Here is a 25,430-nt window from a genome sequence, read left to right as displayed (position 1 = left end):
ACAGCTTCCTACCGAACGGTAACGGCTGGCGCGGCGGCGCGGTGCGGTATGTCGAATGTGGCGCGGCCAGGCGGAAGTTCACAGGTCCGGAGCGTGTCGGAAGTATTGACGTGCGCACGACTCGGACCTACGGTCTGACCGATTTACCGAACTGCGTTCGCAATCTCGAACGTGGAGAGCCGTCGGTCGGATCGTCAAGGAGCCGCTCGTGACCAGACCCCGCCCCACCCCCTCCCGCCGCAGCCTCCTGCGCGCGCTGGCCGCTCTGCCCGCTTCCGCGCTCGTCCTGGGTGAATTCCCCGGACTGCTCGGCACCGCCGCCGCGGCGGCCCCGCCCAGTGGCTCCGCAACGCGTTACACCATCGTGCCGTTCCTCAACAGCAACGACGGCACGGTGAACGTCTACCAGTCCGACGACGCCACCGACTTCCGGCTCGTGCAGTCCTCGGCCTACACCCCGCCCAGCAACCGCATCCGCGACGCGAGCGTGTTCAAGCACACCAACGGCTACTACTACGTCACCTACACCACGCACACCTGGCAGGACACCAGCACCACCATCGGCTTCGCCCGCAGCACGGACCGCGTCAACTGGACCTTCCTGTACGACTACACGGTCCCGATCACCAACCTCTCCCGCGCGTGGGCGCCCGAGTGGTTCGTCGACAGCGACGGCAGCGTGAACGTCATCGTGTCCTGCTCGGTCACCAGCGACGAGTGGATCTTCACCCCGTATCTGCTCAAGGCGACCAACAGCGCGCTCACCGCGTGGAGTTCACCGGTCGCCCTGTCCGGCATCGGCTCGAACCACATCGACACGTACATCGTGAAGAACGGCTCGACCTACCACGCCTTCACGAAGAACGAGACGACGAAGTACATCGAGTACGCCACCGCGACCAGCCTCGCCGGGCCCTACACGATCTCGAAGACCGGCAACTGGGCCGGCTGGGGCAGCTATCGCGAGGGCCCGTCCGTGATCCAGCTCGACAACGGCGGCTGGCGGATCTTCTTCGACGGCTACGGCGACGGGTACTACTACTACAGCGACAGCTACGACACGTTCGCCACCTGGACCGCGCCCAAGGCACTGCCCGTGGTGTCCGGCACGGCACGCCACTTCACCGTCATCAAGGAGACGGTCAGCGGCGGCCCGACCCTGTCGAAGGGCGTCACGCGCTCCTTCCAGTCGGTCAACTACTCGACGCGGTACTGGACGGTGGAGTCCTCGCTGCTCAACCTCCCCGTGGTGACCAGCTCCAGCACCAGCGCGGTCAAGACGGCGGCCACCTTCACGGTGGTGGCGGGCCTGGCGGACGCCAACGGCTACTCCTTCAGGGACAGTTCGGGCAACTACCTCCGCCACTACAACTACCGCGCCCGCTTCGATGCCAACGACGGTACGACGACCTTCGCGAAGGACGCCACGTTCATCGCCCGGACGGGCACGACGTCGGGCTCGATCCGCTTCGAGTCGTACAACTACCCCGGCTACTTCCTGCGCCACTACAACTACCAGCTGCGCGTGGACGTGACGGACGGTACGGACACCTTCCGCCAGGACAGCTCGTTCGTGCCGGTGACGGCCTGGGCCTGAGCTGGACCCTTGCTGACCTGGGGCGGAGCGTCGATGGCTGCGGAACACTTCCCTCCAGTTCCCTCGTATTCCCGGGAGTTCCCGGGAGTTCCCGGGAGTTCCCGGCCGAGTGTGCAATGGATGTGCAACGGGCTGGGCGAGGGCGAGGTCGTGATGACTCGGTCGGAGGAGGGTGTCGGAGTTCGTCGGAACCGTCGGCGCGTGCTTGATCCGGATGTCCGGGTGCGACCCCTGTGCGGTCTGACCGTCGCAGGGGTCGCTGCGTATGCCTCGTACGTGCATCAGCGGGCGTTCGCGATGCAGGGCGGAGCGGATCGTGTCAGCGACTTGTTGTGGCCGCTGTCCGTGGACGGGCTCTCGATCTTGGCGACGGTCGGCCTGCTCAAGCCCACCGGGCCCGGCACGCGGCGTGCCCGAGGCGCGGTGTGGTCGGCTTTCCTGCTGGGGATCGTGGTCTCGCTGGCGGCGGACATCGAGGCGGCCCCGGCTCCGGCGTGGAAGCCGGTGTTGGTCGCCGGGTGGCCACCGGTCGCCCTGCTGTTGTCAGTGGAACTCCTTGTCCACCGCCCGGCTGTGCCGAAGGATCGCGGTCTCGCCCCGCCTGAGACAGCAACCCCTGCCAGGGTGAACGGGCAGCCAGGGCAGGGTGGCGATCCGCTGCTGGCACGGGCCCGGGTGATTGATGCGCAGCACCGGGAGGTTCACCAGCGTCCCGCGTCGGCTGAGACTCTGCGGAAAGAGCTCCATGTCGGCGCCGGCCGGTCGAGACAGTTGGTCAATCTCGTCAGGGGGATCCGGGAGGGCAGTATTGACGCTGAGGCGTTGCGCGATCCGACAGACGGAGAGGAGGGGCTGCGGTCCGATTGGCCTCACCGTGTCGGCGACCAACGTGGTCAACAGGGCAGGGCGATGGCTAACGGCCACCCGGGGTGACCCGCGGGACAGTGCCACAGAAAACAGACCGCCGGGGATCCTGATCCTCGGTAAGGGTGAAACGGTGGTGTAAGAGACCACCAGTGCTCAGGGCGACCTGGGCAGCTAGGTAAACCCCACCCGGAGCAAGGTCAAAAGGAGTCGCTGTAAGAGGCGCGCTCTGCGCGGACGTTCGAGGGCTGCCCGCGCGAGTCCGCGGGTAGACCGCACGAGGCCGGCGGCAACGCCGGCCTGGATGGATGTCCGTCTCCCCGGGCGCCGCGAGGCGACCGGGCGACAGAACCCGGCGTACAGCCCGACTCGTCTTCCTTTGCCCTGTTCTTGCAGGCCCGGGGCTCCCGGCACCGGTCGCCTGCCCGACGAGCGCGGGCTGAAGGGTCGGTCGCCGGGAGGCACCAGGGTGGTGCCGCTCCCGCTGCACCTGGTGGCCCTGTTGCGGGAGAATGTCGAGATGGTCGGCACGGTCGACGAGAGTCGACGGTCACCGAATATGGAGCGGTCATCAGTTGCGCACCTGTCACCGGGTTCCGCTCGAAACCTGCGATCTCGCGCTGCCCCCGCCCTCACTCGGAGCTGGCCGAGGTGGCCCAGCGCGCCGGCAACAGCCTCGATGCCCTCTTGGCCCTCTACGCAAATGCCTCTGTCGGCGCGATCGTGGAGTTGACCGCGCCTGAGTTGTGCGACGGGACAGCTCTCGGCGGACGAGTGGGCGCCACTGGGTGAGGGGTAATGGGCGAGCCTACCGCGTGGGGGAGACCGGTTCCTGGTCCTGTGCGCGGCGGTTGACTTCGCCCAGGCCGTCGGCGATGGCCGTGAGCTGCTGCGGAGTGAGTACGTCGACGAGCAACTCCCGGACGAGTGCGACGTGGCCGGGGGCCGCACGCTCCAGCATGCGCCGGCCGGCGTCGGTGATGACCGCGTAGACCGCACGTACGTCGCTGGGGCAGCAGCGGCGGAGCACCAGTCCGCTCTTCTCCATCTGGGTGATCTGATACGTCAGGCCACTCTTGGAGTTGTACAGCGCGTCGGCGAGGCCGCTCATACGCATCTCGCGGTCCGGTGCCATGTTGAGGCGGACGAGGATCTCGTACTGGAGGTGCGTGATCCCCACGTCCTCCTTGAGCTGCTGGTCCAGGCGTCGGTTGATGAGCGCCCCGGCGCCGACGAAGGCGTACCAGGCTCGCGACTCTTCCTCGTTCAACCACGGTGGTTGGGCCATGCCTCCACAGTACATCCGTCGTTCAAATTCGAACATGACCACTCGTTCCCAGGGTTGTTCAAATTTGAAACTAGCGTTATGGTCGGGACGTCTCATTTCAAATTTGAACCTCGCGGGTTCCTTCGATCGTCGCAGGAGCAGTCATGGACGTCACCCATTCCTCGGGCCAGGCCCTTCTCGCCGGTGCTTCGGTGCGCACTCGCGTGACCGTCCCGCTGCGTTTCGCCGATGGCTATGAGGCTGCCGCAGAGGCCGTCACGTTCCGTGGTCTGGCCGACGGCAAGGAGCACGTGGCGCTCGTCCTCGGCGACCCGGCGGCGGCCCCGGCACCGCTGGTGCGGCTGCACTCCGAGTGCCTGACCGGGGACGTGTTCGGCTCAACGCGCTGCGACTGCGGCCCTCAGCTGCGTGAAGCCGTGGAGCACATCGCCGAGACCGGAGGCGTCCTGCTCTACCTCCGCCAGGAGGGCCGCGGCATCGGTCTGTACAACAAACTGGACGCCTACGCCCTGCAGGACGCGGGCCTGGACACGTACGAGGCCAACACCGCGCTCGGCCTGCCCGAGGACGACCGCGACTACACCGCAGCCGCCCAGATGCTCACCGCCCTCGACATCGCCGAGCTGGACCTGCTGACCAACAACCCCGACAAGGCTCGGCAGTTGCGGGAGCTGGGCGTCAGCGTTCGCGTCACCCGGCCCACCGGTGTCTTCGCCACCGACAGCAATGTCCGCTACCTGCACGCCAAGATCCGGCACACCCACCACACCATCGAGCTGCCCGAAACAGCCGGTCTCGCCGAGTTGGTCGGCTGACCTGCCGCCGCAGACGGCACGGATCACAACGCAAAACATCCACCCCGGAGCCCTGCCATGCCCAACTCCCACGCCCGCGTCGCCACCGATGCGGCACCGCGCTTTGCCAAACAGCTCGCTTCGCACTTCGGCCGGAAGATCCCGGTTGAGGAGGCACCCGACGGCGGGCACCGCCTCACCTTCCAGGAAACCGTCGTCGTGCTCCAGCCCGCAGACGACCACCTGTTGATCCAGGTCAGCGCACCCGACGTTCCCGCGCTCGCCGCCATCCAGGACGTCGTGGGCAGCCATCTCGAGCGTTTCGGCCGCCGCAACGAGTTGACCGTCCCCTGGGAAGCGCCTCGCCATGACTGACAGTACGGCCATGCCCGCCGGCCGGTTGCCCGCCGTCTATCTCTCTCACGGGGCGCCGCTTCTGGCCGACGACCCGGTCTGGCCCGGCCAACTGGCGGCCTTGTCCGCGGACATGCCCCGGCCCAAGGCGATCCTGATGGTCTCCGCGCACTGGGAGGAGGCCCCGTTCGCTCTCGGCGCCACGGAAACCGTGCCACTCGTCCACGACTTCTGGGGATTCCCCGAGAAGTACTACCAGGTGACCTACGCGGCGCCCGGTGCTCCCGAACTCGCGGCATCGGTGCGCAAGTTGCTGCGTGGCCCTGGTGCGCCGGTGCAGGACTTCCCCGACCGCGGCCTGGACCACGGCGCGTACGTGCCGCTCGTCGAGATGTATCCGGACGCCGACATCCCCGTTCTCCAGGTCTCGATGCCCACCCTCGACCCGGTGAAGCTCATGGAGATCGGCCGGAAGCTGGCACCGCTGCGGGATGAGGGGGTACTGATCGTCGGCAGCGGCTTCTTCACCCACAACCTGCGTGCCATGAACTTCGACAACGAGGTCTCCTCGGTGATGGCGGAGTTCGACGACTGGGGCCGACGCGCCCTGGAAACCGGGGATCTGGACGCCCTCGTGGACTTTCGGCACAAGGCGCCGGCGGCACGGTTCGCTCACCCCCGTACCGAGCACTTCGCCCCCTTGTTCGTCACCCTCGGCGCGGGCCATGAAGAACTCGCCGATCAGCGCACCGTGATCGACGGCTTCTGGTTCGGCATGGCGAAACGGTCCGTGCGGATCGGCTGAGACCCGTCAACTCCCGCCCGAGCAAGCACGGATGACAGCAGAGAAGAGAGGCATCGCCGTGAAAGCCGTCATCATCACCGGCTTCGGAGCCGAACCGCTGCTCACCGACATTCCCGTACCGCAGCCGGGCCCGGGCGAACTGCTGGTCCGCCTGCACGCCACGGGGCTCAACCCCTTCGACTGGAAGGTCGCCGAGGGGGCCCTGAAAGGCGTGGTCGAGCACGAATTCCCCCTCGTCATGGGCTCGGACGGCGCCGGCGTGGTCGCGGGCATCGGCCCCGGCGTGACCCGCTTCCGGCCCGGCGACACCGTGTACGGCCAGTTCATGGACGTTCGGCTCGGGCGAGGCTCGTACGCCGAGTACGTCCTGATCGCCGAGGACGGCAAAGTCGCGCGCATGCCCGACAGCCTGCCGTTCCTCGTCGCGGCGGCGCTGCCCACCGCCGGCGTCACCGCCTACCAGGCCATCGAGGCCGCCCGGCTCGACACCGGACACGTCATCCTCATCAACGGCGCCTCCGGAGGAGTGGGTCAGTCCGCCATCCAGTTCGCCGCCCTCCAGGGAGCCCGGGTACTGGCCACCGCCCCACCCGACCTCGGCGACCACCTCCGTGGCCTCGGCGCCCACCAGACCATCGACTTCACCGCCGCACCCACCGCCGAACAGGTCCTGGCCGCCCACCCCGACGGCATCGACGCGGTCCTCGACCTGATCACCCATCCCGGCGGCAGCATCGACGCCCTGACGAGTCTGCTCAGGCCCGGCGGCACGTTCATCAGCACCAATTACGCCGCAGATCCCGAGGCCCTGGCCGCCCGCGAGATTCATGGGGTCAACCTCGCCAACGACCCCAGCCGGGAAGAGCTGGAAGCTCTCGCCGCGCTCGCCGCCGCGGGCAAGCTCCGCATCACGATAGATGCCGAGATCCCCTTGGCCGACGCCCCGGCCGCCGTGAGCCGCGCCCGCTCCGGCCACGCCCGCGGCAAGACGGTCATCCTGCCCTGACCCACGCAGTGCGGGCGTTCGCGCCGCCTGCCGCGCCCTGCCCGTGGCAACGGGTGGCCTTCTTCCCTCGCGGGCCCGCCCCCCTACGGGCCGCATCTCCCCACACGTACGAGGGCCCACCTGGCTCCTCGTCCTTTGAAACACAGGAGGCACACATGTCACATCTCACCCGAAGAGGGCTGCTCGGCGCCGCGGCGGTCGGTGTCCCCGCGGTGGCGATCCCCGCGCTCGCCACTCCGGCGGCGGCCTCGCCCTTGCGGCACGGGAGCCGGTTCCAGCTGGAGCTGGCGAACACGAAGGACTTCCACATCGCGGACTTCGTCGCCTGGAACAACAAGGACATGGACATGCAGCGGCACTACCACGCCGCCGATGTCGTCGTGGAGTGGGGCGGGGTCATCACCGAAGGCGTCGAGCCGCACATCGCCGCCATGCACCAGTTCCAGGTGGAAGTCCCCGACGCCCTCGTCGTCACCCATCAGCCCAATGTGGCGCGGGGCGACTGGACGGCCACCATCGGCGGCATCCCCGCCATGGGGGTCCGGATGGCGACCGTCGCCCAGTGGCGGAGCGGCCAGATCGTCCGCGAGATCCTCTTCATGCGGGAACTGCCCTCCGAAGAGGCTCCCCGGCCGACCGCGCGCCCCTCGCTCACCCTCACCAACCCCGACGACGAGGGGCTCCGCCGCGCCGCCGGCGTGTACCCGGGCTGGAGCTGCGCCATCCACGGCACCGCCCTCGGCAACCGGACGGTCACCTTCGCCAGGCGGGAGAAGGGGCTGATCGTCGAGCAGTACGTCTTCGCCGAATAGATGCCCTACGGCATACCTGAAGACGGTGATGCCACGAGCCACCCGGCGGCGGACCAGGATGGCCCAAATCGCTCTCCCTGCGTCGGTGCCCCTCCGGCAACACTGGTTCCACAAAATTCTTGAGAGTTCAAGTTCATCTCACCACTTGGAGAAGACATGCGACTCAAGCACCTCCACGGCAGCATGCGCCGCACGGCCCGGTCCGTCGGCGTGACCGCCCTGCTGGCCGTCACGAGTGCTACTGCCCTCGCCGCGGCGCCCGCGGCGTCCGCCGCCTCCACGGCCTCACTCACCGTCGAGGTGCCGGCGCAGGTCCGAGGGGAAGGCACCTCCATCGTGTCCTTCGGCAGTCTCCGGATCGACGACGGCACCTCCGTCACGTGCGTGAGCGAGTACGGCGTCTCCGGCGTCTGGCCCCGGCCTGTCATCGCCACCGACTACCAGGTCACCGCGGGTACCACCTACGGCATCTCCGCCTGGGAGGGCAACAAGTGCGACTGGGACGACCCGGCGACACCTCGGCGGACGCAGTCCCTCGGCGGCGTGACCGTCACGCCTACGGCAGCCGACATCTCCAGCGGCGTGTACCGGGTCTCGATCCCGTAGTCATGCCCACCCCGTAGGCCCCCGGCTCCGGCACGGCACAAGCGGCCGGGACCGCGGCGCGGCGGAGGGGGGGCGCGCTCGCCCCGCCCGTGGGCCGGACGCGGTCGACTCCGAGGCCGCCGACCGCACCGCCCGCGGCGACGGAGAAGCCCACGGCGGGGCGGGACAGCGCGACTGTCCCGCCCCGCCAGGCATGTCGTGGCAGTTCACCACCCGCAGTTCACCCACTCTCTGTGTGCTCCGCAGTGTTTCCGCACCCTGCCCGGTGCGCTTGTGCGGGCGGAGGGAAGGGAGCAATCTGGAGGTGACGCCGCGGACGGGTCCGCCAGGATCGGAGGTGGCTGCTGCGGCAGGCGAGAGTTGTGCCCATGGACAGAGACGGCGCGGCCACGGTCGGCCTGAGCCGCGCGGGGCCGACGTCGGAGAAGACCGCATCAGCGGCGGTGGACGGCCACGGACTGGTGACCGCGTGGAGTCCCGGAGCGCGTACGCTCCTTGGCTACGAGCCTGTTGAGGTCGTCGGCCAGCCGGCTGCCGGGCTGCTTGCCGACTCCCTTCCGGCGACCGTCGCGACCCGATGTGCCGCGCGGGAGGGCTGGAGCGGGCAGGTCGCTGTGCGGCACCGTGACGGACACCGGGTGGATCTGTCGGTCGAGGCACACTCCTTGCTGGACGCGGACGGCGAATCGCACTGGTTCCTCACTGTCACCGAGCCGGAGCAGCCCGGTGCGACGGCCACGGAAACGGAAGGCGCCGGGGGCGAACCGGAGACGGCGACGCTCAAGCAGTGGGCGCTGGACCAGATTCCGCTTCCCATGGCGCTCTTCGACCGTCAGGCGCTGGCCATCGCCCTCAACGCGTCGATGGAACGCGCCGTGGGCGAGCCCGAACGGGACCTTCTCGGCGTGCGTATCGGGGAATCCGGCCATCTCAAGGGTATGGATGATCTCGCCGAGGTCGTGGAACGGGTACTGCGGGGCGGGGAGACGGTGACCCGCGAGGCGTTTATGCAAGCCCTCGGGGACACCCGTACGTGGCTGCTGTCCCTGTACCCGGTGAAGGACCCCGCGGGCCATGTGCGGGCCATGTCCCTGGCGGCGGTGGACACCACGGAGCAGTTCCGGGCCCGTCGGCGGCTGAGCGTGCTGAACGAGGCCGGACTGCGCATCGGCACCACGCTCGACCTGACCCGCACGGCCGACGAACTGGCGGAAGTCGCAACGGACCACCTCGCCGACTTCGTCGTCGTGGACCTGCTGGACAGCGCCGTCCAGGGCCAGGACGCGGACGCGGCTCCCCCCGGCGGCCTCCTGGTCTTCCGCCGCGCCGCCCAGCGCTCCGTGCTTCCCGGCTGCCCCGAGGCAGCGGTTCCGCTCGGAGCGACACACACCTACTCCGCGGGCTCGCCCCCGGGTCGCGCCCTGGCCGCCGGCCGGGCCTCACGGCACCAGATCGATGCCGAGACCCTGCGGTGGTGGGCGGCGGACTCCCCTGAGCGCGCCCGCAGCATCCGGGTCCACGGCATGCACTCGATGATGATGGCGCCTCTGCGGGCCCGGGGTGCCACCCTGGGGCTGGCGATCCTCGCCCGCCATCGCACGGCGGATCCGTTCGGCGAGGACGACCTGCTCCTGGCGGAGGAGCTGGCGGCCCGCGCCGCGCTGTGCGTCGACAACGCCCGCCGCTACTCCCGCGAACGCGCGGTGGCCCTTGCCCTGCAACGCAGCCTCCTGCCGCACCACGCGCCCCGGCAGGCCGCCGTGGAAGTGGCCTCTCGCTACCTGCCGGCCCAGTCCAGCGCCGGGATCGGCGGCGACTGGTTCGACGTCATCCCGCTGTCCGGAGCCCGGGTGGCCCTGGTGGTGGGAGACGTCGTCGGCCACGGCATCCGCGCCTCCGCCACCATGGGCCGGCTGCGCGGCGCGGTACGCACCCTCGCGGACATGGACCTGACACCCGACGAACTGCTCACCCAGCTCGACGACCTCGTCCTGCGCCTGGACCGCGAGAACTCGGCGGACGATGACATCGACCCGGCCGAGGAGTACGCGAGCGAGGTCGGTGCCACCTGCCTGTACGCCGTCTACGACCCCATCTCCCGGCACTGCTCCGCGGCCAGGGCAGGCCATCCCCCGCCGGCCCTGGCCACCCCGGACGGCGCGGTCGACCTCCTCGACGTTCCCGCGGGCCCCCCGCTGGGGGTCGGCGGCCTGCCCTTCGAGGTCGCGGAGTTCGACCTTCCGGAAGGGAGCGTCCTGGTCCTCTACACCGACGGTCTCCTCGAAACCCCCGACCGCGATCCGGACGACGGATACGCCCTTCTCCGTGAAGCCCTCGCCACACCCGGCCGCCCCCTGGAGGAAACGTGCGAGGCGGCCCTGCGCAGCGTGCTGCCCGAGCGGCGCACCGACGACGCGGCCCTCCTCCTGGCCCGGACCCGGGCCCTGGGTTCCGACCGGGTCGCCACCTGGGACCTGCCTGCCGATCCGGCGGTCGTCGCCCGCGCCCGCGAACTGGCCTGCGCCCAGCTGTCCGACTGGAACCTGGAGGACGCCGCCTTCACCACCGAACTCGTCGTCAGTGAACTGGTCACCAACGCCATCCGCTACGGCGGCCCTCCCGTCCAACTGCGGCTGATCCACGACACCGCCCTCATCTGCGAGGTCTCCGACGCCAGCAGTACCGCCCCCCACCTGCGACGCGCCCGCGTCTTCGACGAGGGCGGCCGCGGTCTGTTCATCGTGGCTCAGCTCACCGAGCGCTGGGGCACCCGCCACACCAGCACCGGAAAGACCATCTGGACCGAACAGCCCCTGCCCACCCCCGACCAGCCCACTGATGGAGACAGCCCTTGCGGGGTTGGCCCCGACGACGGCTGACACTTCCGCGCGAGCGAGGACGAGCCTGAGGAGTGGGAGCGGGTCTGTTCCCCAGCAGCCGAGCACGAGTCGCAGCACGTCCGCCAGGCCGCGCTCACCGGTGCGGTGTTCGGCGGACAGGATGTAGGTGCGCAGGCCGCAGGGGTCGCCCCGCCGCCGCGGACGGGGTTGTCGCCGACCATGAGGGTGGCGTGGCGGTCCGCGCCGAGGTCAGCGCAGGCTTTGAGGAACAGCTGCGGGTCGGGTTTCTCGCGGCCCAGCTCGTAGGAGATGACGCAGGTGTCGATCAGGGCGTCCAGCCCGTGGTGGGCGAGGTGGGTGCGCAGGTCCCGGGCGAAGTCGCTGACGATGCCGATGCGCAGTCCGCGTTCACGCGGTGCGCGCAGGACGGGTTCGGTGTCGGGGTAGGGGACCGAGGCGTCCGGGGCGGTGAGTTCCGCACCAGGTCACGCGCCACCGCTCACACCCACCTCGGGTCGCGGGCAGGCATGAGACGAGCACCGATGAACAGAACGCGCAATGCGGTCTCCTCCAGCCTGGCGGCCTGGCGGCCTGTCCGACGTGATGGTCAGGCGGGGGTCTCGGCGGTGGCGGTGAGGATCGCGCGGCCGAGGATGTGGCGGGCCATGGTGAAGCCGAGGAAGGCGGGGGTGGAGTCGGTCGGGATGGCGATGTTCTCGACGTCGAGGGCGTGCACCACGAAGACGTAGCGGTGGGCGCCGTGTCCGGCCGGCGGGGCCGCGCCGATGAAGCGTCCGGTGCGGGCGTCGTTGGGTACCTGGAAGGCGCCCTCGGGCAGGTTGGATCCGGTGTCGTCGCCGACGCCCTCGGGCAGGTCGGTGACGGTGGCGGGGAGGTCGGCCACGGCCCAGTGCCAGAAGCCGGAGCCGGTCGGGGCGTCCGGGTCGTACATCGTGACGGCGTAGCTCCGGGTGCCCTCGGGGGCGTCGCTCCAGGACAGTTGCGGGGAGACGTCCTTGCCGCCCGGGATGCCGAAGAGGCCGGACATCTGCTCGACGGGCAGTGGGGCGCCGTCGGTGAGTGTGGTGCTGGTGAGGGTGAAGGTCGCTGCCTCGGGGAGGCGGGCGAAGGGGTCGTTGGCGCTCATGGCGTCGTTCCTTTCACGGAATCAGTCGTCCATGGGGGAGGGGTGGAGGGCGGGACGGTCACCCAGTCCCGCCCTCCCGTGTTCAGTCCGCCACGGCCGTGTCCGTGCCGGATTCGGCTGGCTCGGTGGAGGCGACAGCGGAACCGCGTCCTGTGACCGCCGCGTCGCCGGTGGGGCCGACGTGCTGGACCGCGTGGGTCGCGTTCGGGTTGAACGTGAGGCGGAAGACGTCGGGGCGGGAGTAGTGGCCGGCCGGGTCGTAGGCGTGTTTGGCGATGGCGAGGAGGTCGGAGTCGAGGTCGGCGTAGAGGATGCCCTCCTCGGTCTCGGGCAGGGGCTTGGCGAGTTCGGTGCCCTCGGGGCCGTAGATGCGGGTGAATCCGCCGCCCTGGAGGAGGAGTTCCCGCTTGGCGTCGGTGTCGCAGAACAGGTCCTGTCCCGCCTGGCCGACCGTGGCGCAGGGCGCGAGGACGAAGGTCTGGCCCTCGACGGCGTAGACCAGGCTGACGGCCGTGTTCACCTCGGGCCCGAGCGCGGTCGCCATGCCCCGGTAGACGGAGAAGCTCGGCCAGGACGCGACGTGGATCTGCTCGCCCTTGCTGTACATCGTGTACTTGGTCAGCGGCTGGATGTGCTCGGCGCAGTTCAGCGCGCCGAGGCGGCCGAGTCTGGTCTCGTGGACCTGGATGTCGCTGCCGTCGCCCTCGCCGAAGACGGTGCGTTCGGCGTGGGTGGGCTTGAGTTTGCGGCGTACGGCGAGGACGCGGCCGGTGTCGTCGATGGTGGCCTGGGCCATGTAGAGGCTGCCGGTGACGGTGCGTTCGGCGAAGCCGAGGACGACGAAGATGCGGTGCTCGGCGGCGGCCGCGGCGATACGGGCGAGGTGTTCTCCGTCGCGGGTCATGGAGTTGTCCGCGTACCGGGGGACGTACTGCATGCCGGCGAGGGGGGAGTCCAGCCAGATCCACCACGGGTAGCCGGGCAGGAACACCTCGGGGAAGGCGACCAGCTCGGCTCCGCCGGCGGCGGCCTGGGCGATCAGGTCCACGGCGTGGTCCACCCCGGCGTCGAGGTCCAGCCACTTGGGTTCGGCCTGTACGGCCGCTACACGCACTACGGAAGACACGTCTCGTACTCCATCTCAATTGGATCAGGTGTGCATGGGGGAGCGGTGTCCTCCAGTGCGGGTGGGTGACGGTCCGGCTCGGAAACTCTCAGCGGCTCTCAGTGGCTGAAGCGGGTGATGGCCTCCTCGTCCCAGGTGATGCCGAGGCCGGGGCCTCGCGCGGTGATCGTGCCGTCGACCGGCTGTAAGGGCTCGGCCAGCAGGGGTCCGGCGAAGTCGAGGTGCTCCAGCCAGTGGGCTGTCGGTGTCACAGCCAGGGTGTGCGCGCTGGCTTCCATGAAGAGGTGGCTGGACAGGGGGAGCGAGGCGGCGTCGGCCTGGCCCATGGCCTGGAGCCAGCCGGTCACGCCGCCGATCTTCATGATGTCCAGCATGCAGAGATCACTGGCCCGGACGGTGACGGCGTTCGCCATACCGCGCGGGAACCACCAGTTCTCACCCGTCTGTATGGGCACCGGCGAGGCGCGGCGGACAGCGGCGTGGCCGTGCAGGTCGTCGGCGGGCACCGGTTCCTCCACCCAAGCGAGGTCGTACGCGGCGAGGCGGTTGATCCGCTTCACGGCCTCGGTGGGAGTGAGCGACTGGTTGTAGTCGACCATGAGCGCCACATCGGGGCCGATGGTTTCCCGGACCTCTCGTACGACGTTCACGTCGTCCTCGGCGGTCCGTCCGGCGAGCTTGATCTTGATGCCGCGGAAGCCGCGGGCTACCGCCTTCTCCAGGACCGGAGCGTCCTGGACCGGGTCGACGACGCCGTAACTGTCGTACGCCGGAAGGGGTTTGGGCTCGCCGCCGAGCAGGGCGACGACGGGGAGCCCGGCCGCCTGGCCGAGGGCGTCCCACAGCGCCATGTCGAGACCGCCCACGACCATGCCCACCAGGCCCTGCCAGCCGAGGAGTTTGAAGCGGCGGTCGAAGTCGCGCATGCGCTCGGCCGGAGCCACGGACTTTCCGGCGAGTTCCGGCCCGATGTCCGTGATGAGGCGGACCAGGGCGCCGAGCGTCCGGTCCGTGTAGCCGAAGATGTACGAACGGCCGTGGATTCCCTCGTGGGTGTCGACGTCGATCAGGACGAGCGGCGCCGTGGGAACGTCGCCGACCGCCGTGCGGACCGGCCGGGCCAGGGGGACGTTCACGGCGCGCGCCCGGACCGAACGCACGGTGAGCCGCTCGTTGCCCATCGGACGGTTCACTGCGCGTACGAGGGGTCGACGCGGTCGAGCATGCGGCGCAGGGCGGCCCAGTCGCGGCCGTGGATGAAGGCCTCGTTGGAGGTGTCGAACTGTCCGGCCGTGTGCTCGGCGATCTCCTCGTCGCACTCGATGACCGCGCCGCTGGCCTGGGCGGTGACCTGGATCTGGCAGGCCAGTTCGAGGTAGTAGAGGTCCTCGAAGGCCGAGCGGACGTCCTCGCCGGTGGTGAGCAGGCCGTGGTTGCGCAGGATCAGCGCCCGTTTGTCACCGAGGTCGCCGACGAGCTTGTCCTGCATTGCCTGGTCCAGCACGATGCCGGCGAAGTCGTGGTAGGCCAGCCGGCCGTGGAAGCGCATGGCGTGCTGGCTGATGTCGAGCAGGCCGCGCGGCTGGGCCGCCACTGCGGACCCGGCCTTGCTGTGGGTGTGCAGCACGCACGCCACCTCGGGACGGGCCTGGTGGATGGCGGAGTGGATGATGAAGCCGGCCGGATTGGCGCCCGACTCGGGGCCGTCCAGGACGTTGCCCGCCAGGTCGACCGTGACCAGGTTCGACGCGCAGATCTCTTCGTAGAGCAGGCCGAAAGCGTTGATCAGGAACCGGTCGTGACGGCCGGGCACCCGGGCGGAGATGTGGTTGTAGATCATGTCCGTCCAGCCGTACCGGGCGATCAGCCGGTAGCAGGCGGCCAGATCGACTCGTACGGCCCATTCCTCCGGGCTGACGCGCTCGCGGACCGTGGGGTCGGGAAGCGCGATGCGGTCCCAGGCGGCACCGCTTGTCGGGTGGGAGGTGGTGATCATGGGTGATCCTTCCCGGGCGATCTAGGGATCGGGCGATCAGGGAGGCCGGGAACGGCCGTGCGGGGTGGGCGGCGAGGACGTCCACCGCTCGTTGTCGGGAAGGCTACGGCCGTATCCTGGCCGGGCAGAGGTGTGAACTCTCCACTCTCATTGCATGTCGGGCGTATGATTCACACACTCGTTGACGGCTGTGACCTAGGACGTCTCATGGACAGCACCGCGGATGAGCTGCTCGAACGCCAGCGTCGTCGGGAGCGGGAGCTGTCCAGTCTGTACGCCACGGCACGGTCGCTGACCGTGCTGCGCGGAGTCGAGGAGGTGCTGGCCAGTGTCGTCGGGCACGCTCATGACCTGATCGGTACCGATCTCGCGTATCTGGCGGTGCTGGAGGAGGACGGGGCGTATCTGCGGGTGCGCGCCACGGCAGGGACGGTCACCCCCGGGTTCGCCGAGCGGACGCACGGTCCTGCCCATGTCGGCATCGCCGGGCGGGTGGCCACGACCCGGGCCCCGTACTGGGCGAGTGACTATCTGGCGTCGACCGAGATCGTCCACCATCCGGGTATCGACAGTTCCATCGAGGCGGAGGGCATCGTGTCGATGCTCGGGGTCCCGCTGATCGCGGGTGGCCGGTTCCTCGGCACGCTGATCGCGGCGAACCGTCAGGAGCGGCCGTTCGTCCGGGACGATGTCGCCCTGCTGAGCGCCTTCGGCGACCACGCGGCGGTGGCGCTGGAGAACGCCCGGCTCTACGACGAGAGCCGCCGCGCGCTGCACGCCCTGGAGACGGCGTACGCCACGATCGAGGCGGCCGAGGCCGTCCACGAGGCGCTCACCCGTGTGGTGCTGGCCGGCGGTGACGTGGGCGCCGTCGCCGATCTCGTCGTGGACACCCTGGGCGGTGGAGTCCTCGTCCTCGACCACGCCCAGCGTGTCCTCGTCGCCCGCGGAGAGCCTGCCGACGAGGGCGAGGCACAGGTCCGTGAGCACGCCGTCCTTTCCGCCTCCCCGCCCATGGCCGAGGCGGTCGCCCCCGGCATCGAGGAGAGCCGCAGGTCCGGGCGCTGTGTCACCGTCGAGCGTGGCGACACCCTGCGGCACACCGTGGCGGCGGTCGTCGTCGGCGCCACCCACATGGGCGCCCTCGTCCTGTCCCGCCACGGCGACCCGGACCCGGTCGAGGCACGCATCCTCGAACGCGCGGCACAGACCGCGGCCCTGCTGACCCTGACCCAGGACGCCGTCGTCCGGGCCGAGGAACGCGTCCGGGGCGAACTCCTCACCCAACTCCTCACCGCCCCGCGCCCGTTCTCCACCGAACTCGCGCTGCGCGCCCGCGCCCGGCACATCGAGCCCGGACATCTCGACACCGTCCTGGTGGTCGACGCGGCGAAGGACCGGCTCGGCGACACGACCCGCCTGCTGCACGGCCTCGCGCAGGAGTACGACGGTCTGGCGGGCGAGCACCTCGGCGTCCCCGTCGCCCTGATCCGCGCCCAGGACGCGACAGCGGCCGCGACGAGCGTCCACCAGAGACTCCGCCACGTGCTCGACACCCCTGCCCTCGTCTGTGCGGCGCCTGTTCGGCCCGGTGCGGAACCACTCGGAGGCAGCGTCACCCTGGCGAGCCGCTGCTGCCGAGTACTGCGCGGGATCGGGGTGCGGGACGGCGGGACCACCACCGAGCGGCTCGCGATGTACACCGTCCTGTTCGATCCCGACCGGGACCAGGATCTCGGAGCCTTCCTCGACGACTCCCTCGGCCAACTCCTCGCCCACGACACCGAACGCGGCACCGACCTCCTGGGCACCCTCACCGCGTACTTCGCCAGTTCCCGCAACCTCGCCGCAACCGCCCGCGCCCTGCACATCCACACCAACACGCTCCTCAAGCGGATCGAGCGCATCGGCGGCCTGCTCGGCCCCGAATGGCAGCAGCCGGACAACGCCCTGAGGCTTCAGCTCGCGGTCCATCTCCATGAATTGGCCCAGCGGATTGAGCAGGTCGACTGACGTACCGGCCGTCGCGGAGCCGCAGAGTGTGGAGGCGTGACCGTGCCGGGCCCCACGTCCTCAGGGCGCTGCCGTCAGTCGTCCTGGGGCGGGGTCTCCCGGAAGCGGGCGGCGAGTTCGCTGCGGGAGCGGATGCCGAGCTTCGCGTAGATGTGTGTGAGGTGGTACTGGACGGTCTTGACGGAGATGAACATGTCGAGGGCCGTCTGCTGGTTGGTGGCTCCGGCGGCGACGAGCTGGGCCACGGCCTGTTCCTGGGGCGTGAGCCGGGAGAGGGCGGGGGTGGTGCGGCCGGTGTGCAGGCCGCCCGCCTTGAGTTCGCGGTCGCAGCGCTCGACGTAGGTGCGGGCGCCGAGGGTGGCGTAGGCGTCGCGAGCGTTCTGGAGGACGGTGTCGGCCTCGCGGCGCTTGCCCGCACGGCGCAGGGTCTGGCCGTAGGCGAAGTTGACGCGGGCCCGGTCGTAGGGGAGGGGCAGGTTGTCCAGGTGGGCGAGGGCCTGTTCGAACTCCTCGCGGGAGGTGTCGATGTCGCCGCGCGCGGCGGTGAGCCGCCCGCGGGCCAGACCGAGCCGGGCCCGGGTGGAGCGGTGGGCACGGCGTGCGGCGAGGTCCTCGTACGGGGTGAGGAACGCGTCCGCCTCGTCCAACTGGCCGGTCATCACGAGGGCGTTGGCGTACACGTCCTGCCAGGGCCAGAACCCCGGCTCGTCGATGGCCTCCCGGGCGGGCAGGTGGGCGAGGGGGGACAGTGCTTCGAGGGCTCGTGCGTAGTCGCCGCGTGCCTCGGCGACCTGGGCGCGGGCCAGGCAGGCCGGGACCAGCATGACCTCGTAGTGGTGCAGGTCGGCGGCGGCCTCGCCCAGGTGGTGGTCGGCCAGGTCCCAGTCGCCGCGCAGGGCGTGTAGCTGGGCGCCGGTCCAGTGGACCAGCGGACGGACGAGTTCGATGCGCACCTCGGCGAGACGGGCCGCCGCGCGCTGCACGGTCTCGACGGCCTCCTGCCAGGCCCCCAGGGCGAACTGGGTGCGGGCCAGCCAGCCCTGGGCCCACAGGGAGATACGGGTGGAGCCCATCCGGTAGCCGGTGGGGACGGCGGCCTCCAGTCTGCGGCGTGCGGCCTCGGGGTCGTCGAGGGCGAGGTCCACCCAGCCGCGGCCGAGCTGAAATCGTTGGGGCTGGGCGCCGCCGGGCAGTTTGGCGGCGGCGGCCTCGTACGCCGCCAGGGCTTCCTCCGGACGGCCCATGGCGGCGAGCCCGAGACCCAGGATGGCCTCCGATTCGACGGCCGACGGGTCGCCGGGATCCGCCAGTTCGACGGCCCGGCGGGCCCAGGCGACGAGATCGGGCGGATCCCAGCGCCCGAGCGCGTGCAGGACGCGGCGCTGGCAGAGTTTCGCCATCGTCTCGGGATCGTGTTCCGGGTCGCAGCGTTCCTCCGCCTGGGTCAGGAACACCTCGGCCTCCGACGGGCGTCCGCGCATGATCGCCAGGTAGGCGAGGACCACGTCGCGCAGGATGCCGGCCGGGAAGCTCTCCAGCTCCGCGGCGAAGCCGGCGGCCTGCGGCACGTCCCCGGCACCGATCATGGCGTCGACGGCTCGCAGCAGCCGGTCCTGGCGAAGGGCGCGGGCGGGACTGAGCCGGCCGGCGCGGACCAGGATGTCGGCCACCGCGGCCCACTCCCCGGCCAGGGCCCGCTCGGCCGCGTACTGGTCGAGTTCCTCGGCGAGCTTCCCGTCCACGGTGGTGGCCGCGGCCACCTGGTGCATCAGCCGTCGGCCGGGGCCCTCGACGGTCGCCGCCGCCCGGCGGTGCAGCGCGGCGCGCCGGGCCAGGTCGATGCCCGTGAGGACGGCGGCCCGGATCAGCGGGTGGGCGAAGGCCAGCAGGGTGCGTCCGGGATCGACGGTCGCGGTCAGCAGCCCCGCCGCCCGCGCCTCGTCCACGGCGGGCAACGGGTCGTCGATGTCCGCGAGCGCGGCGGCCTCGGCGAGCGACACGTCGTCCGCCAGGACGGCACACGCCTCCACCAGGGCCCGGGCCGCGTCACCGCACCGGGCGAGACGGTGCCGGACGGCCGAGGCGTAGCGCACGGGAGCGGGCAGATCGGGCCGCCAGTCCTGCCAGGTCTCGCGGGGCAGCTCACGCAGCAACTGGGTGACGTGGCGGGGATTGCCCAGGGTGTGGCGGCACAGGTGCCGAGCCGCGGACAGGTCCAGAGCGACGCCCTCGATCTCGCGGGCCAGTGTCCCGACCTCCTCGGGGGACAGGGGCCGCAGCCGTACGGCGTCGTCGCGACAGCCGTCGAGGAACTCCAGGGTCCGCAGCACTGTGGGGGCCAGGTCCGGCAGGTTCTCGCCGGGGCCTCGCGTCCCGTTCAGTTCGTACGGTGCGTCGCGGGCGACCAGCACGACGAGGACCTTCTCCCGCGCCATCCGGCGCACCGCGGAGCGGATCGCGCGCAGGCTCTCCACATCGGCCCAGTGGGCGTCCTCGACGATCACCACGAACGGCCCCAGCTCCTGCCGGGCCGCCCACTGGCGGTGCAGAAGCCGGCCGGTGTCCAGGACCGCCTGCGGGGAGGCGGGGTCCGGCACGGTCACGGCGGAGCCGGGCGCACCGGCCTGCATGAGCTGTTCCGTGATCCCCAGGGGCAGACCGGACTCCCAGGACACTCCGGCCACGCGCAGGACACCGGGAACGGGCGTGTCGTCGTGTGGCCGGTGGGCCCCGAGGGCGTGTTCGACGAGGGCCGTCTTGCCGATGCCCGCCGGTCCCTCGACCAGGACCAACGAGGGGTGGCCCGCGCAGGCGGCGCCGATCGCGCGGGTCAGCGCGGTGCTCTCGCCGACCCGCCCGATCAGGCGTTGCCGCTGTTCAGGGCGGTCATTCATGTGCCAGCACGCTAGCACCGCCACTCGCGAGAGGCTCGGTCACGGAAGCGGACCGGGCCTTCGTGCGCTCGGCCGCCGGGCGCGGGACGAAGCAGGTGACGAGCGCTCCGACCAGGGCGACTCCGGCGAAGACGTAGAAGGCGTGGCGCGGGGCGAGCCCGGCGCTCATGAGCGCCCCGCCGACGAGAGGGCCGCCGATGCCGCCGAGCCGGCCGAATCCCGCGCACCAGGCGACGCCCGCCGCACGGGCCGGGGTGTCGTAATAGTTGGAGACAAAGCCGTAGATGAGGACCTGAGTGCCGATGGTGCCCACGCCCGCGGTCGCGACCAGGGCCAGCAGAACGCCGAGCGACAGCCCGAACGGGAGCAGACACAGGGAGGCGGCGGCCAGCACGAACGTCGTGGCGATCACTCGCTGGGGGCCGAGCCGGTCGGCGGAACGCGAGGCGAGAAGGCCGCCGATGATGGCGCCGCCGTTCAGGGTGAGCAGGAAGAGCAGGGCGTACGACTTGCCGAAGCCGCTCTGGCCCATGATCTCCGGCAGCCAGGTGTTCAGGGCGTAGGTGAGCAGCAGGCCCGAGCAGCTCATCAGGCCGAGGAGCAGGGTGGGCAGGGCGTAGCGGCGGGTGGCGAGTGCAGCGAAGCCGACCTTGGTCTTCTCCGGTGCCTCGGCCGGTGCCGCGTCGGGCAGGGCGACCCCGGTGCGCGCGGCGACCTCGCGGGCCCGTGCCACGTGTCCGCGGGCGAGCAGCCACTTCGGTGACTCGGGCAGGCGCAGCAGCGCGACGGGCAGCAGGATCACGAGGGGCGCGGCGCCGAAGAGGAACAGCAGGCGCCAGTTGTCCCCGCCGGAGGCGAGCGCCAGCAGGGCCGCGAGGACGCCACCGGCGGGGACGCCGCTGTAGACGATCGCGTTGTAGACGTTACGGCGGTGGGGCGGGGCGAACTCGGCGATCACGGCACCCGCGGTGGCCACCAGCGTGCCCACCCCGATGCCGGTGAGGAAGCGCAGGAAGCCGAAGACGGCGATGTCGGTGGCGAAGGAACTCAGCCCCATGGCGACGGAGAACCAGACGATGCCGACCAGCGTGACGCGTCGCCGCCCGATGTGGTCGCCGACGGCTCCGGCGAGCAGGGCGCCGACCATGACGCCCACCAGCGCGTAGGAACCGAGGGCGCCCGCCTGGCCGGTGGTGAGCTGGCCGATCTGGCTCGGGTCCCGTAGGAGGACGGGGACGACGGTGCCGTAGACGACGAGGTCGTAGCCGTCGAAGAGGAGGGCGACGAAGGTGATGGCGACGATCCAGCGCAGCGTGGCGCGCTGCCGTGGGTCGGCTGTTCTCGGCTGCTGAGTGTTCATCGTGGTGACCCCTTTTTCACGGGAGCGGATGGGTCTGCCTCCGCTGTCCGGGCATGGGGGGACCCCGGGCAGCGGCATGCGGTACTGGGGAGGTGGGGGGCATCAGGCGTGTGGGGGAGGTGGGGACGGGGAGCAGGAGGTGTCAGCCGAGGTCTCCGCCGGCGACGGGGAGCACCGTGCCGGTGATGTAGGAGGCCTCGTCGGAGGCGAGGAAGCAGATCGCGGCGGCCTGCTCGTCGAGCGTGCCGTAGCGGTTCAGCAGGCTGGAGGAGAGGGTCTGGTCGATGTGGGCCTGGAACCAGTCCTTCTCCTGTGCCGTCCGCGGTGCCGGGGTGCCCCGGGAGATCCGGCGCGGGGGCGCCTCGGTGCCGCCCGGCGCGGTGGCGACCACGCGGACGCCGGCGTCGGCACACTCGAAGGCGAGTGACGCGGTGAGCGCGTTGATGCCGCCCTTTGCCGCGGAGTACGGGATGCGGTGGATACCGCGGGTCGCGCACGAGGAGACGTTGACGATCACGCCGTGGCCCTGCTCCGTCAGCGTCGGCAGCACCGCGCGGCAGGACCACAGCGTGGTCATCAGTGAGCGGGTGATCTCCGCCTGGATCTCGTCGGCGGTGAACTCGGTGAACGGCTTGAAGTTGATCGCGCCGCCCACGTTGTTGACCAGGACGTCGATCCGGCCGTGGTGCTCCAGGGCGGAGGCGACCGCCGCCTCCGCCCCGCCGTAGGACTCCAGGTCGGCGGTGACGGAGTGTGCGCCGAGTCCGGCCGCGACCTCGTGCACCAGCTCGGAGCGGTCGACGAGAGTGAGTTCGGCCGACTCGGCGGTCAGACGGCGGGCGACTGTGAGCCCGATGCCCTGGGCCGCGCCGGTGACCAGCACCTTCTTCCCCGCGAACCGGTCCGTGTGCACCTGCGCGCTCATGCCGCCTCCGCTGTCTGCCGTACGGCCGCCGGGGTGAACTTCTCGTAGTGGAAGCTCGCCGGCGTCACGCCGAGCGACGCGATGTGCCCCCGCACCCCCTCGACCATCGCCGGCGGCCCGCAGAGGTAGACGTCCGCGTCGCCGTCGTGGAGAGTTTTGGCGTCGATCAGGTTCGTGACGAACCCCTTGTTCCGGGCGCTGCTGGACGGGTCGGCCACGCAGTGGTCGAAGGTGAACGACGGGATGACCCCGGCGTAGTCCTCCAGGGTGTCCAGATGGACGAGGTCCTGGTCGGTGGTGACGCCGTAGAGCAGGTGGACGGGCTGCCGCGCTTCCGGGTTCTGGGCCAGGCGTTCCAGCATCGACAGCAGCGGTGCGAGTCCGGTGCCGCCGGCCAGGAACAGGGCGGGGCGGGCGAGTTCACGCAGATAGAAACCGCCCATCGGCCCGGTGAAGTCGAGGCGGTCGCCCACCTGCGCGCGTTCGGCGAGGTACGAGGACATCGCGCCGCCCTCGGCGAGGCGTACGAGGAACGAGACGAGCTGCTGGTTCGGGCCGGAGCTGAAGGAGTACGACCGGGCCTGGTCCGTCCCCGGGACCGCGATGTTGACGTACTGGCCGGGCAGGAAGCCCAGTGCCGCGCGGTTGCCGACGTCGAGGGTGAAGCCGACGGTGGTGGGGGAGTGCCGCTGGATGTCCACCAGCGTGGCGGTGTGGGAGGCCGCCGCGGTCTTCGCGGCCGCCGAGGTGGACGGAATGCGCAGCACGAGGTCGCTGTGCGGGGTCATCTGGCAGGGCAGGCAGTAGCCGAGGGCCGCCTCGTCCTCCGTCAGCGCCTCGTCGATGTAGTCACCGCCGTCGTAACTGCCGGACTCGCAGACCGACTTGCATGTCCCACAGGCGCCGTCGCGGCAGTCGAGGGGGATGTTGATGCGGGCCTTGTACGAGGCGTCGGCGACCGTTTCTCCCGGTCGGCACTCGATGAACCGGGTGATGCCGTCCTCGAAGCCCAGGGCGACCTGGAATGTCATGAGGGTGCTCGTTTCAGACGTGGTAGATGTCGACGACGTGATGCACGTAGTCGTTCTTCAGGACGACCTTCTTCCGGGTGATCAGCGGGGCCGGGCCGGAGAGGTCGAGGCGGTAGAAGGACGTGCCGAAGTACGTGTCGGTCGTCTGGTAGCGGTAGTAGAGCGTGAACCAGTTGAAGCGCACGTCCACCAGGTCACCGTCGCGGCCGGTGACCTCGACGTTGGTGATGTTGTGGCCGGTGCGCGGCTCGGGCAGGCTCGTCGCGCTGGAGCGGTCGGTGCGGATGCGGAAGACGCGGTCCTCCAGACCACCGCGGTTCGGGTAGTAGACCAGCGAGATCTCGCGCTGCGGATCGCGGGTGAGCTGGTCGTCGTCGGCCCAGGCCGGCATCCAGAACTCGGCGTCCGGGTGGTAGCACTCCAGCCACTTCTCGAACTCGCGGTCGTCGAGGTGACGGGCCTCGCGGTAGAGGAACCGGCGGATGCCTTCGAGCGTGATCTCTTCGACTGCCGTGCTCACTTCGCCACCTCCAGCGCCTTGCGCAGGGTCCGCAGCCAGTAGCCGTGCTGAATGGGGTAGAGCCCCTCGTCCTCTGTGCGCACCCCGCTGGCAACGGGGTTGATGCCGATCTTCTTGGCGTCCTCGTCCGGGCCGTCGATCTGGTGCACGGCGCCGCGGCTGAGGTCGTTCCACGGCATCGACTCCGCCAGGTAGGTCTTCTGGCAGGAGCGGAACTCCTCCAGGTCGTCCGGGGTGGCCATGCCGGTGGCGTTGAAGAAGTCCTCGTACTGCCGGATCCGGCGGGCGCGGTCCTCGGCCGGCTCGCCCTTGGGGGCGATGCAGTAGATGGTGACCTCGGTCTTGTCGACGGAGATCGGCCGGAAGTGCCGGATCTGCGAGCTGAACTGGTCCATCAAGTAGACGTTCGGGTACAGGCACAGATTCCGGGACACGCCGATCATCCAGTCGGCCTTCTCCGCCCCGAACTCTGCCGCCAGCTCGTCGCGCTTCTCGTACAGCGGACGGTTGGTCGGGTCGAGCCACTTCGTCCACAGCAGCAGGTGGCCGTGGTCGAAGGAGTAGAAGCCGCCCTTCTGCTTGGACCAGCCGCCGGCGTCCATCGTCTTGGTGTCGTTCTTCGACTCGCCGGAGGTACGGCGGGCCTGGGTGGCCGCGTAGTTCCAGTGGGTGGCGGAGACGTGGTAGCCGTCGGCGCCGTTCTCCGCCTGGAGCTTCCAGTTCCCGTCGTAGTGGTACGTCGACGAGCCGCGCAGCACCTCCAGGCCCTCCGGCGACTGGTCCACGACCATGTCGATCACGACCGCCGCGTCGCCGAGGTGCTCGGTGAGGGGCTTGACGTCCGGGTTGAGGCTGCCGAAGAGGAAGCCGCGGTAGCTCTCGAAGCGGGCGACCTTCTTCAGGTCGTGCGAGCCGTCGGTGTTGAACTGCTCCGGGTAGCCGGCCTCGCGCGGGTCCTTGACCTTCAGCAGCTTGCCGCTGTTGTTGAACGTCCAGCCGTGGAACGGGCAGGTGAAGGTGGTGCGGTTGTCGGTCTTCCTGCGGCACAGCATCGCGCCGCGGTGGCTGCACGCGTTGATCAGGCAGTGCAGCTCGCCCTGCTTGTCCCGGGAGATGACCACGGGCTGCCGGCCGATGTAGGTGGTGAAGTAGTCGCCGACCTCCGGGATCTGGCTCTCGTGGGCGAGATAGACCCAGTTCCCCTCGAAGATGTGTTTCATCTCCAGTTCGAAGAGCTCCTCGTCGGTGAAGACGTTCCGCCGCACCCGGTACACACCGCTTGCGGGGTCCTCCACGAGGGCGTCTTCGAGGATGGTCTGCGCCCGGCTGAAGTCCTCGGCCATGATCCCGTCCCTTTCACCTCGACCAGGCCGCAAGCCGGCGGCCTCGTTGCCATTGCTTTTCAGCACCATGACAGCGCGGTGAAGAGTCGGCCCCAGACATTTCCCCAGG

At 70.2% G+C, this 25,430-nt stretch carries 20 protein-coding genes, 1 other RNA gene and 2 pseudogenes; 11 read left to right on the top strand and 12 right to left on the bottom strand.

Annotated elements, in window-relative coordinates; all coding sequences use genetic code 11:
* The first annotated feature begins 208 nt into the window (after nt 1–208).
* The 3 genes and pseudogenes from OG787_RS04235 (at nt 209) to rnpB (ending at nt 2,837) form a co-directional block, all read left to right on the top strand.
* A complete protein-coding gene (locus tag OG787_RS04235; protein WP_405534322.1) occupies nt 209–1,597 on the top strand; it encodes an AbfB domain-containing protein in 1,389 nt (462 codons plus the stop codon).
* Between the two features lie 33 nt (nt 1,598–1,630).
* Nucleotides 1,631–1,990, top strand: a pseudogene (locus OG787_RS04230) (DUF2637 domain-containing protein); the annotation flags it as partial.
* Nucleotides 1,991–2,439: 449 nt separating this feature from the next.
* Nucleotides 2,440–2,837, top strand: an RNA gene (gene rnpB / locus OG787_RS04225) — RNase P RNA component class A.
* Between the two features lie 432 nt (nt 2,838–3,269).
* Here the strand turns inward: rnpB and OG787_RS04220 are convergent.
* Nucleotides 3,270–3,749 carry a MarR family winged helix-turn-helix transcriptional regulator gene (locus OG787_RS04220; RefSeq protein WP_405534321.1) on the bottom strand — a complete coding sequence of 160 codons (480 nt, stop codon included), beginning with the start codon at nt 3,747–3,749 and terminating at the stop codon, nt 3,270–3,272.
* Nucleotides 3,750–3,892: 143 nt separating this feature from the next.
* Here OG787_RS04220 and ribA point away from each other — a divergent pair, with 143 nt between their 5' ends.
* From ribA to OG787_RS04185, 7 genes are all read left to right on the top strand, one after another.
* On the top strand, nt 3,893–4,564 hold the full coding sequence (ribA, locus tag OG787_RS04215; protein ID WP_369032247.1) for a GTP cyclohydrolase II: 672 nt from the start codon (nt 3,893–3,895) through the stop codon (nt 4,562–4,564).
* A 57-nt stretch (nt 4,565–4,621) separates the two neighbouring features.
* Nucleotides 4,622–4,918 (top strand): DUF2218 domain-containing protein, encoded by a 297-nt coding sequence (locus tag OG787_RS04210; RefSeq protein WP_405534320.1) that lies wholly within the window; start codon nt 4,622–4,624, stop codon nt 4,916–4,918.
* Entirely contained in the window at nt 4,911–5,702 is a 792-nt protein-coding gene (locus tag OG787_RS04205; RefSeq protein ID WP_405534319.1) for a dioxygenase, read from the top strand. Before OG787_RS04210 ends, OG787_RS04205 begins: the two co-directional genes overlap by 8 nt.
* A 31-nt stretch (nt 5,703–5,733) precedes the next feature.
* Complete coding sequence (locus OG787_RS04200; protein ID WP_369032250.1) at nt 5,734–6,708, top strand: NADP-dependent oxidoreductase; 975 nt, start codon at nt 5,734–5,736, stop codon at nt 6,706–6,708.
* A 155-nt stretch (nt 6,709–6,863) separates the two neighbouring features.
* A complete protein-coding gene (locus OG787_RS04195; RefSeq protein ID WP_369032251.1) occupies nt 6,864–7,520 on the top strand; it encodes a hypothetical protein in 657 nt (218 codons plus the stop codon).
* Between the two features lie 156 nt (nt 7,521–7,676).
* Entirely contained in the window at nt 7,677–8,126 is a 450-nt protein-coding gene (locus tag OG787_RS04190; RefSeq protein ID WP_369032252.1) for a hypothetical protein, read from the top strand.
* A 368-nt stretch (nt 8,127–8,494) separates the two neighbouring features.
* Complete coding sequence (locus OG787_RS04185) at nt 8,495–11,005, top strand: SpoIIE family protein phosphatase (protein ID WP_405534318.1); 2,511 nt, start codon at nt 8,495–8,497, stop codon at nt 11,003–11,005.
* A 203-nt stretch (nt 11,006–11,208) separates the two neighbouring features.
* On the opposite strand, the pseudogene OG787_RS04180 reads toward OG787_RS04185, so the two are convergent.
* The 5 genes and pseudogenes from OG787_RS04180 to OG787_RS04160 all read right to left on the bottom strand — a co-directional run.
* A pseudogene (locus tag OG787_RS04180) lies at nt 11,209–11,391 on the bottom strand (HAD-IA family hydrolase); the annotation flags it as partial.
* Between the two features lie 182 nt (nt 11,392–11,573).
* Entirely contained in the window at nt 11,574–12,113 is a 540-nt protein-coding gene (locus tag OG787_RS04175) for a YbhB/YbcL family Raf kinase inhibitor-like protein (RefSeq protein WP_369032644.1), read from the bottom strand.
* A gap of 82 nt (nt 12,114–12,195) precedes the next feature.
* Nucleotides 12,196–13,239: a carbon-nitrogen hydrolase family protein gene (locus OG787_RS04170; RefSeq protein WP_405534317.1), complete on the bottom strand. Its 1,044-nt coding sequence runs from the start codon at nt 13,237–13,239 to the stop codon at nt 12,196–12,198.
* 98 nt (nt 13,240–13,337) lie between these two features.
* The gene (locus OG787_RS04165) at nt 13,338–14,432 is read right to left on the bottom strand and encodes an enolase C-terminal domain-like protein (protein WP_369037954.1); all 1,095 of its coding nucleotides are present in this window, start codon (nt 14,430–14,432) and stop codon (nt 13,338–13,340) included.
* Entirely contained in the window at nt 14,429–15,235 is an 807-nt protein-coding gene (locus OG787_RS04160; RefSeq protein ID WP_405534316.1) for a class II aldolase/adducin family protein, read from the bottom strand. Before OG787_RS04160 ends, OG787_RS04165 begins: the two co-directional genes overlap by 4 nt.
* A 207-nt stretch (nt 15,236–15,442) precedes the next feature.
* Here OG787_RS04160 and OG787_RS04155 point away from each other — a divergent pair, with 207 nt between their 5' ends.
* Nucleotides 15,443–17,248 (top strand): helix-turn-helix domain-containing protein, encoded by a 1,806-nt coding sequence (locus tag OG787_RS04155; RefSeq protein WP_405534315.1) that lies wholly within the window; start codon nt 15,443–15,445, stop codon nt 17,246–17,248.
* Between the two features lie 74 nt (nt 17,249–17,322).
* Here the strand turns inward: OG787_RS04155 and OG787_RS04150 are convergent, their stop codons facing one another.
* From OG787_RS04150 to benA, 6 genes are all read right to left on the bottom strand, one after another.
* Entirely contained in the window at nt 17,323–20,142 is a 2,820-nt protein-coding gene (locus OG787_RS04150) for an AAA family ATPase (protein ID WP_405534314.1), read from the bottom strand.
* Entirely contained in the window at nt 20,135–21,502 is a 1,368-nt protein-coding gene (locus tag OG787_RS04145; RefSeq protein ID WP_405534313.1) for an MFS transporter, read from the bottom strand. The genes OG787_RS04150 and OG787_RS04145 overlap by 8 nt, the downstream gene beginning before the upstream one ends.
* A 142-nt stretch (nt 21,503–21,644) precedes the next feature.
* Nucleotides 21,645–22,427 carry a benzoate diol dehydrogenase BenD gene (benD, locus tag OG787_RS04140; RefSeq protein ID WP_369032648.1) on the bottom strand — a complete coding sequence of 261 codons (783 nt, stop codon included), beginning with the start codon at nt 22,425–22,427 and terminating at the stop codon, nt 21,645–21,647.
* Nucleotides 22,424–23,458 carry a benzoate 1,2-dioxygenase electron transfer component BenC gene (benC, locus tag OG787_RS04135; protein WP_369032649.1) on the bottom strand — a complete coding sequence of 345 codons (1,035 nt, stop codon included), beginning with the start codon at nt 23,456–23,458 and terminating at the stop codon, nt 22,424–22,426. The genes benD and benC overlap by 4 nt, the downstream gene beginning before the upstream one ends.
* 13 nt (nt 23,459–23,471) lie before the next feature.
* Nucleotides 23,472–23,978: a benzoate 1,2-dioxygenase small subunit gene (gene benB / locus OG787_RS04130; RefSeq protein WP_369032650.1), complete on the bottom strand. Its 507-nt coding sequence runs from the start codon at nt 23,976–23,978 to the stop codon at nt 23,472–23,474.
* On the bottom strand, nt 23,975–25,321 hold the full coding sequence (benA, locus tag OG787_RS04125; protein WP_369032651.1) for a benzoate 1,2-dioxygenase large subunit: 1,347 nt from the start codon (nt 25,319–25,321) through the stop codon (nt 23,975–23,977). Before benA ends, benB begins: the two co-directional genes overlap by 4 nt.
* Nucleotides 25,322–25,430: the final 109 nt, after the last annotated feature.

The organism is Streptomyces sp. NBC_00075, assembly GCF_045041225.1.
Taxonomy (GTDB): Bacteria; Actinomycetota; Actinomycetes; order Streptomycetales; family Streptomycetaceae; genus Streptomyces; species Streptomyces adonidis.
This window is presented reverse-complemented; position numbering and strand designations above follow the sequence as displayed.

Excerpts from the sequence above, each read along its gene's own strand:
- OG787_RS04220 (WP_405534321.1), bottom strand. The coding sequence starts at position 3,749 with ATGGCCCAACCACCGTGGTTGAACGAGGAAGAGTCGCGAGCCTGGTAC.
- ribA (WP_369032247.1), top strand. The coding sequence starts at position 3,893 with ATGGACGTCACCCATTCCTCGGGCCAGGCCCTTCTCGCCGGTGCTTCG.
- OG787_RS04210 (WP_405534320.1), top strand. The coding sequence starts at position 4,622 with ATGCCCAACTCCCACGCCCGCGTCGCCACCGATGCGGCACCGCGCTTT.
- OG787_RS04205 (WP_405534319.1), top strand. The coding sequence starts at position 4,911 with ATGACTGACAGTACGGCCATGCCCGCCGGCCGGTTGCCCGCCGTCTAT.
- OG787_RS04200 (WP_369032250.1), top strand. The coding sequence starts at position 5,734 with ATGACAGCAGAGAAGAGAGGCATCGCCGTGAAAGCCGTCATCATCACC.
- OG787_RS04195 (WP_369032251.1), top strand. The coding sequence starts at position 6,864 with ATGTCACATCTCACCCGAAGAGGGCTGCTCGGCGCCGCGGCGGTCGGT.
- OG787_RS04190 (WP_369032252.1), top strand. The coding sequence starts at position 7,677 with ATGCGACTCAAGCACCTCCACGGCAGCATGCGCCGCACGGCCCGGTCC.
- OG787_RS04185 (WP_405534318.1), top strand. The coding sequence starts at position 8,495 with ATGGACAGAGACGGCGCGGCCACGGTCGGCCTGAGCCGCGCGGGGCCG.
- OG787_RS04175 (WP_369032644.1), bottom strand. The coding sequence starts at position 12,113 with ATGAGCGCCAACGACCCCTTCGCCCGCCTCCCCGAGGCAGCGACCTTC.
- OG787_RS04160 (WP_405534316.1), bottom strand. The coding sequence starts at position 15,235 with ATGATCACCACCTCCCACCCGACAAGCGGTGCCGCCTGGGACCGCATC.
- OG787_RS04155 (WP_405534315.1), top strand. The coding sequence starts at position 15,443 with ATGGACAGCACCGCGGATGAGCTGCTCGAACGCCAGCGTCGTCGGGAG.
- OG787_RS04150 (WP_405534314.1), bottom strand. The coding sequence starts at position 20,142 with ATGAATGACCGCCCTGAACAGCGGCAACGCCTGATCGGGCGGGTCGGC.
- OG787_RS04145 (WP_405534313.1), bottom strand. The coding sequence starts at position 21,502 with ATGAACACTCAGCAGCCGAGAACAGCCGACCCACGGCAGCGCGCCACG.
- benD (WP_369032648.1), bottom strand. The coding sequence starts at position 22,427 with ATGAGCGCGCAGGTGCACACGGACCGGTTCGCGGGGAAGAAGGTGCTG.
- benC (WP_369032649.1), bottom strand. The coding sequence starts at position 23,458 with ATGACATTCCAGGTCGCCCTGGGCTTCGAGGACGGCATCACCCGGTTC.
- benA (WP_369032651.1), bottom strand. The coding sequence starts at position 25,321 with ATGGCCGAGGACTTCAGCCGGGCGCAGACCATCCTCGAAGACGCCCTC.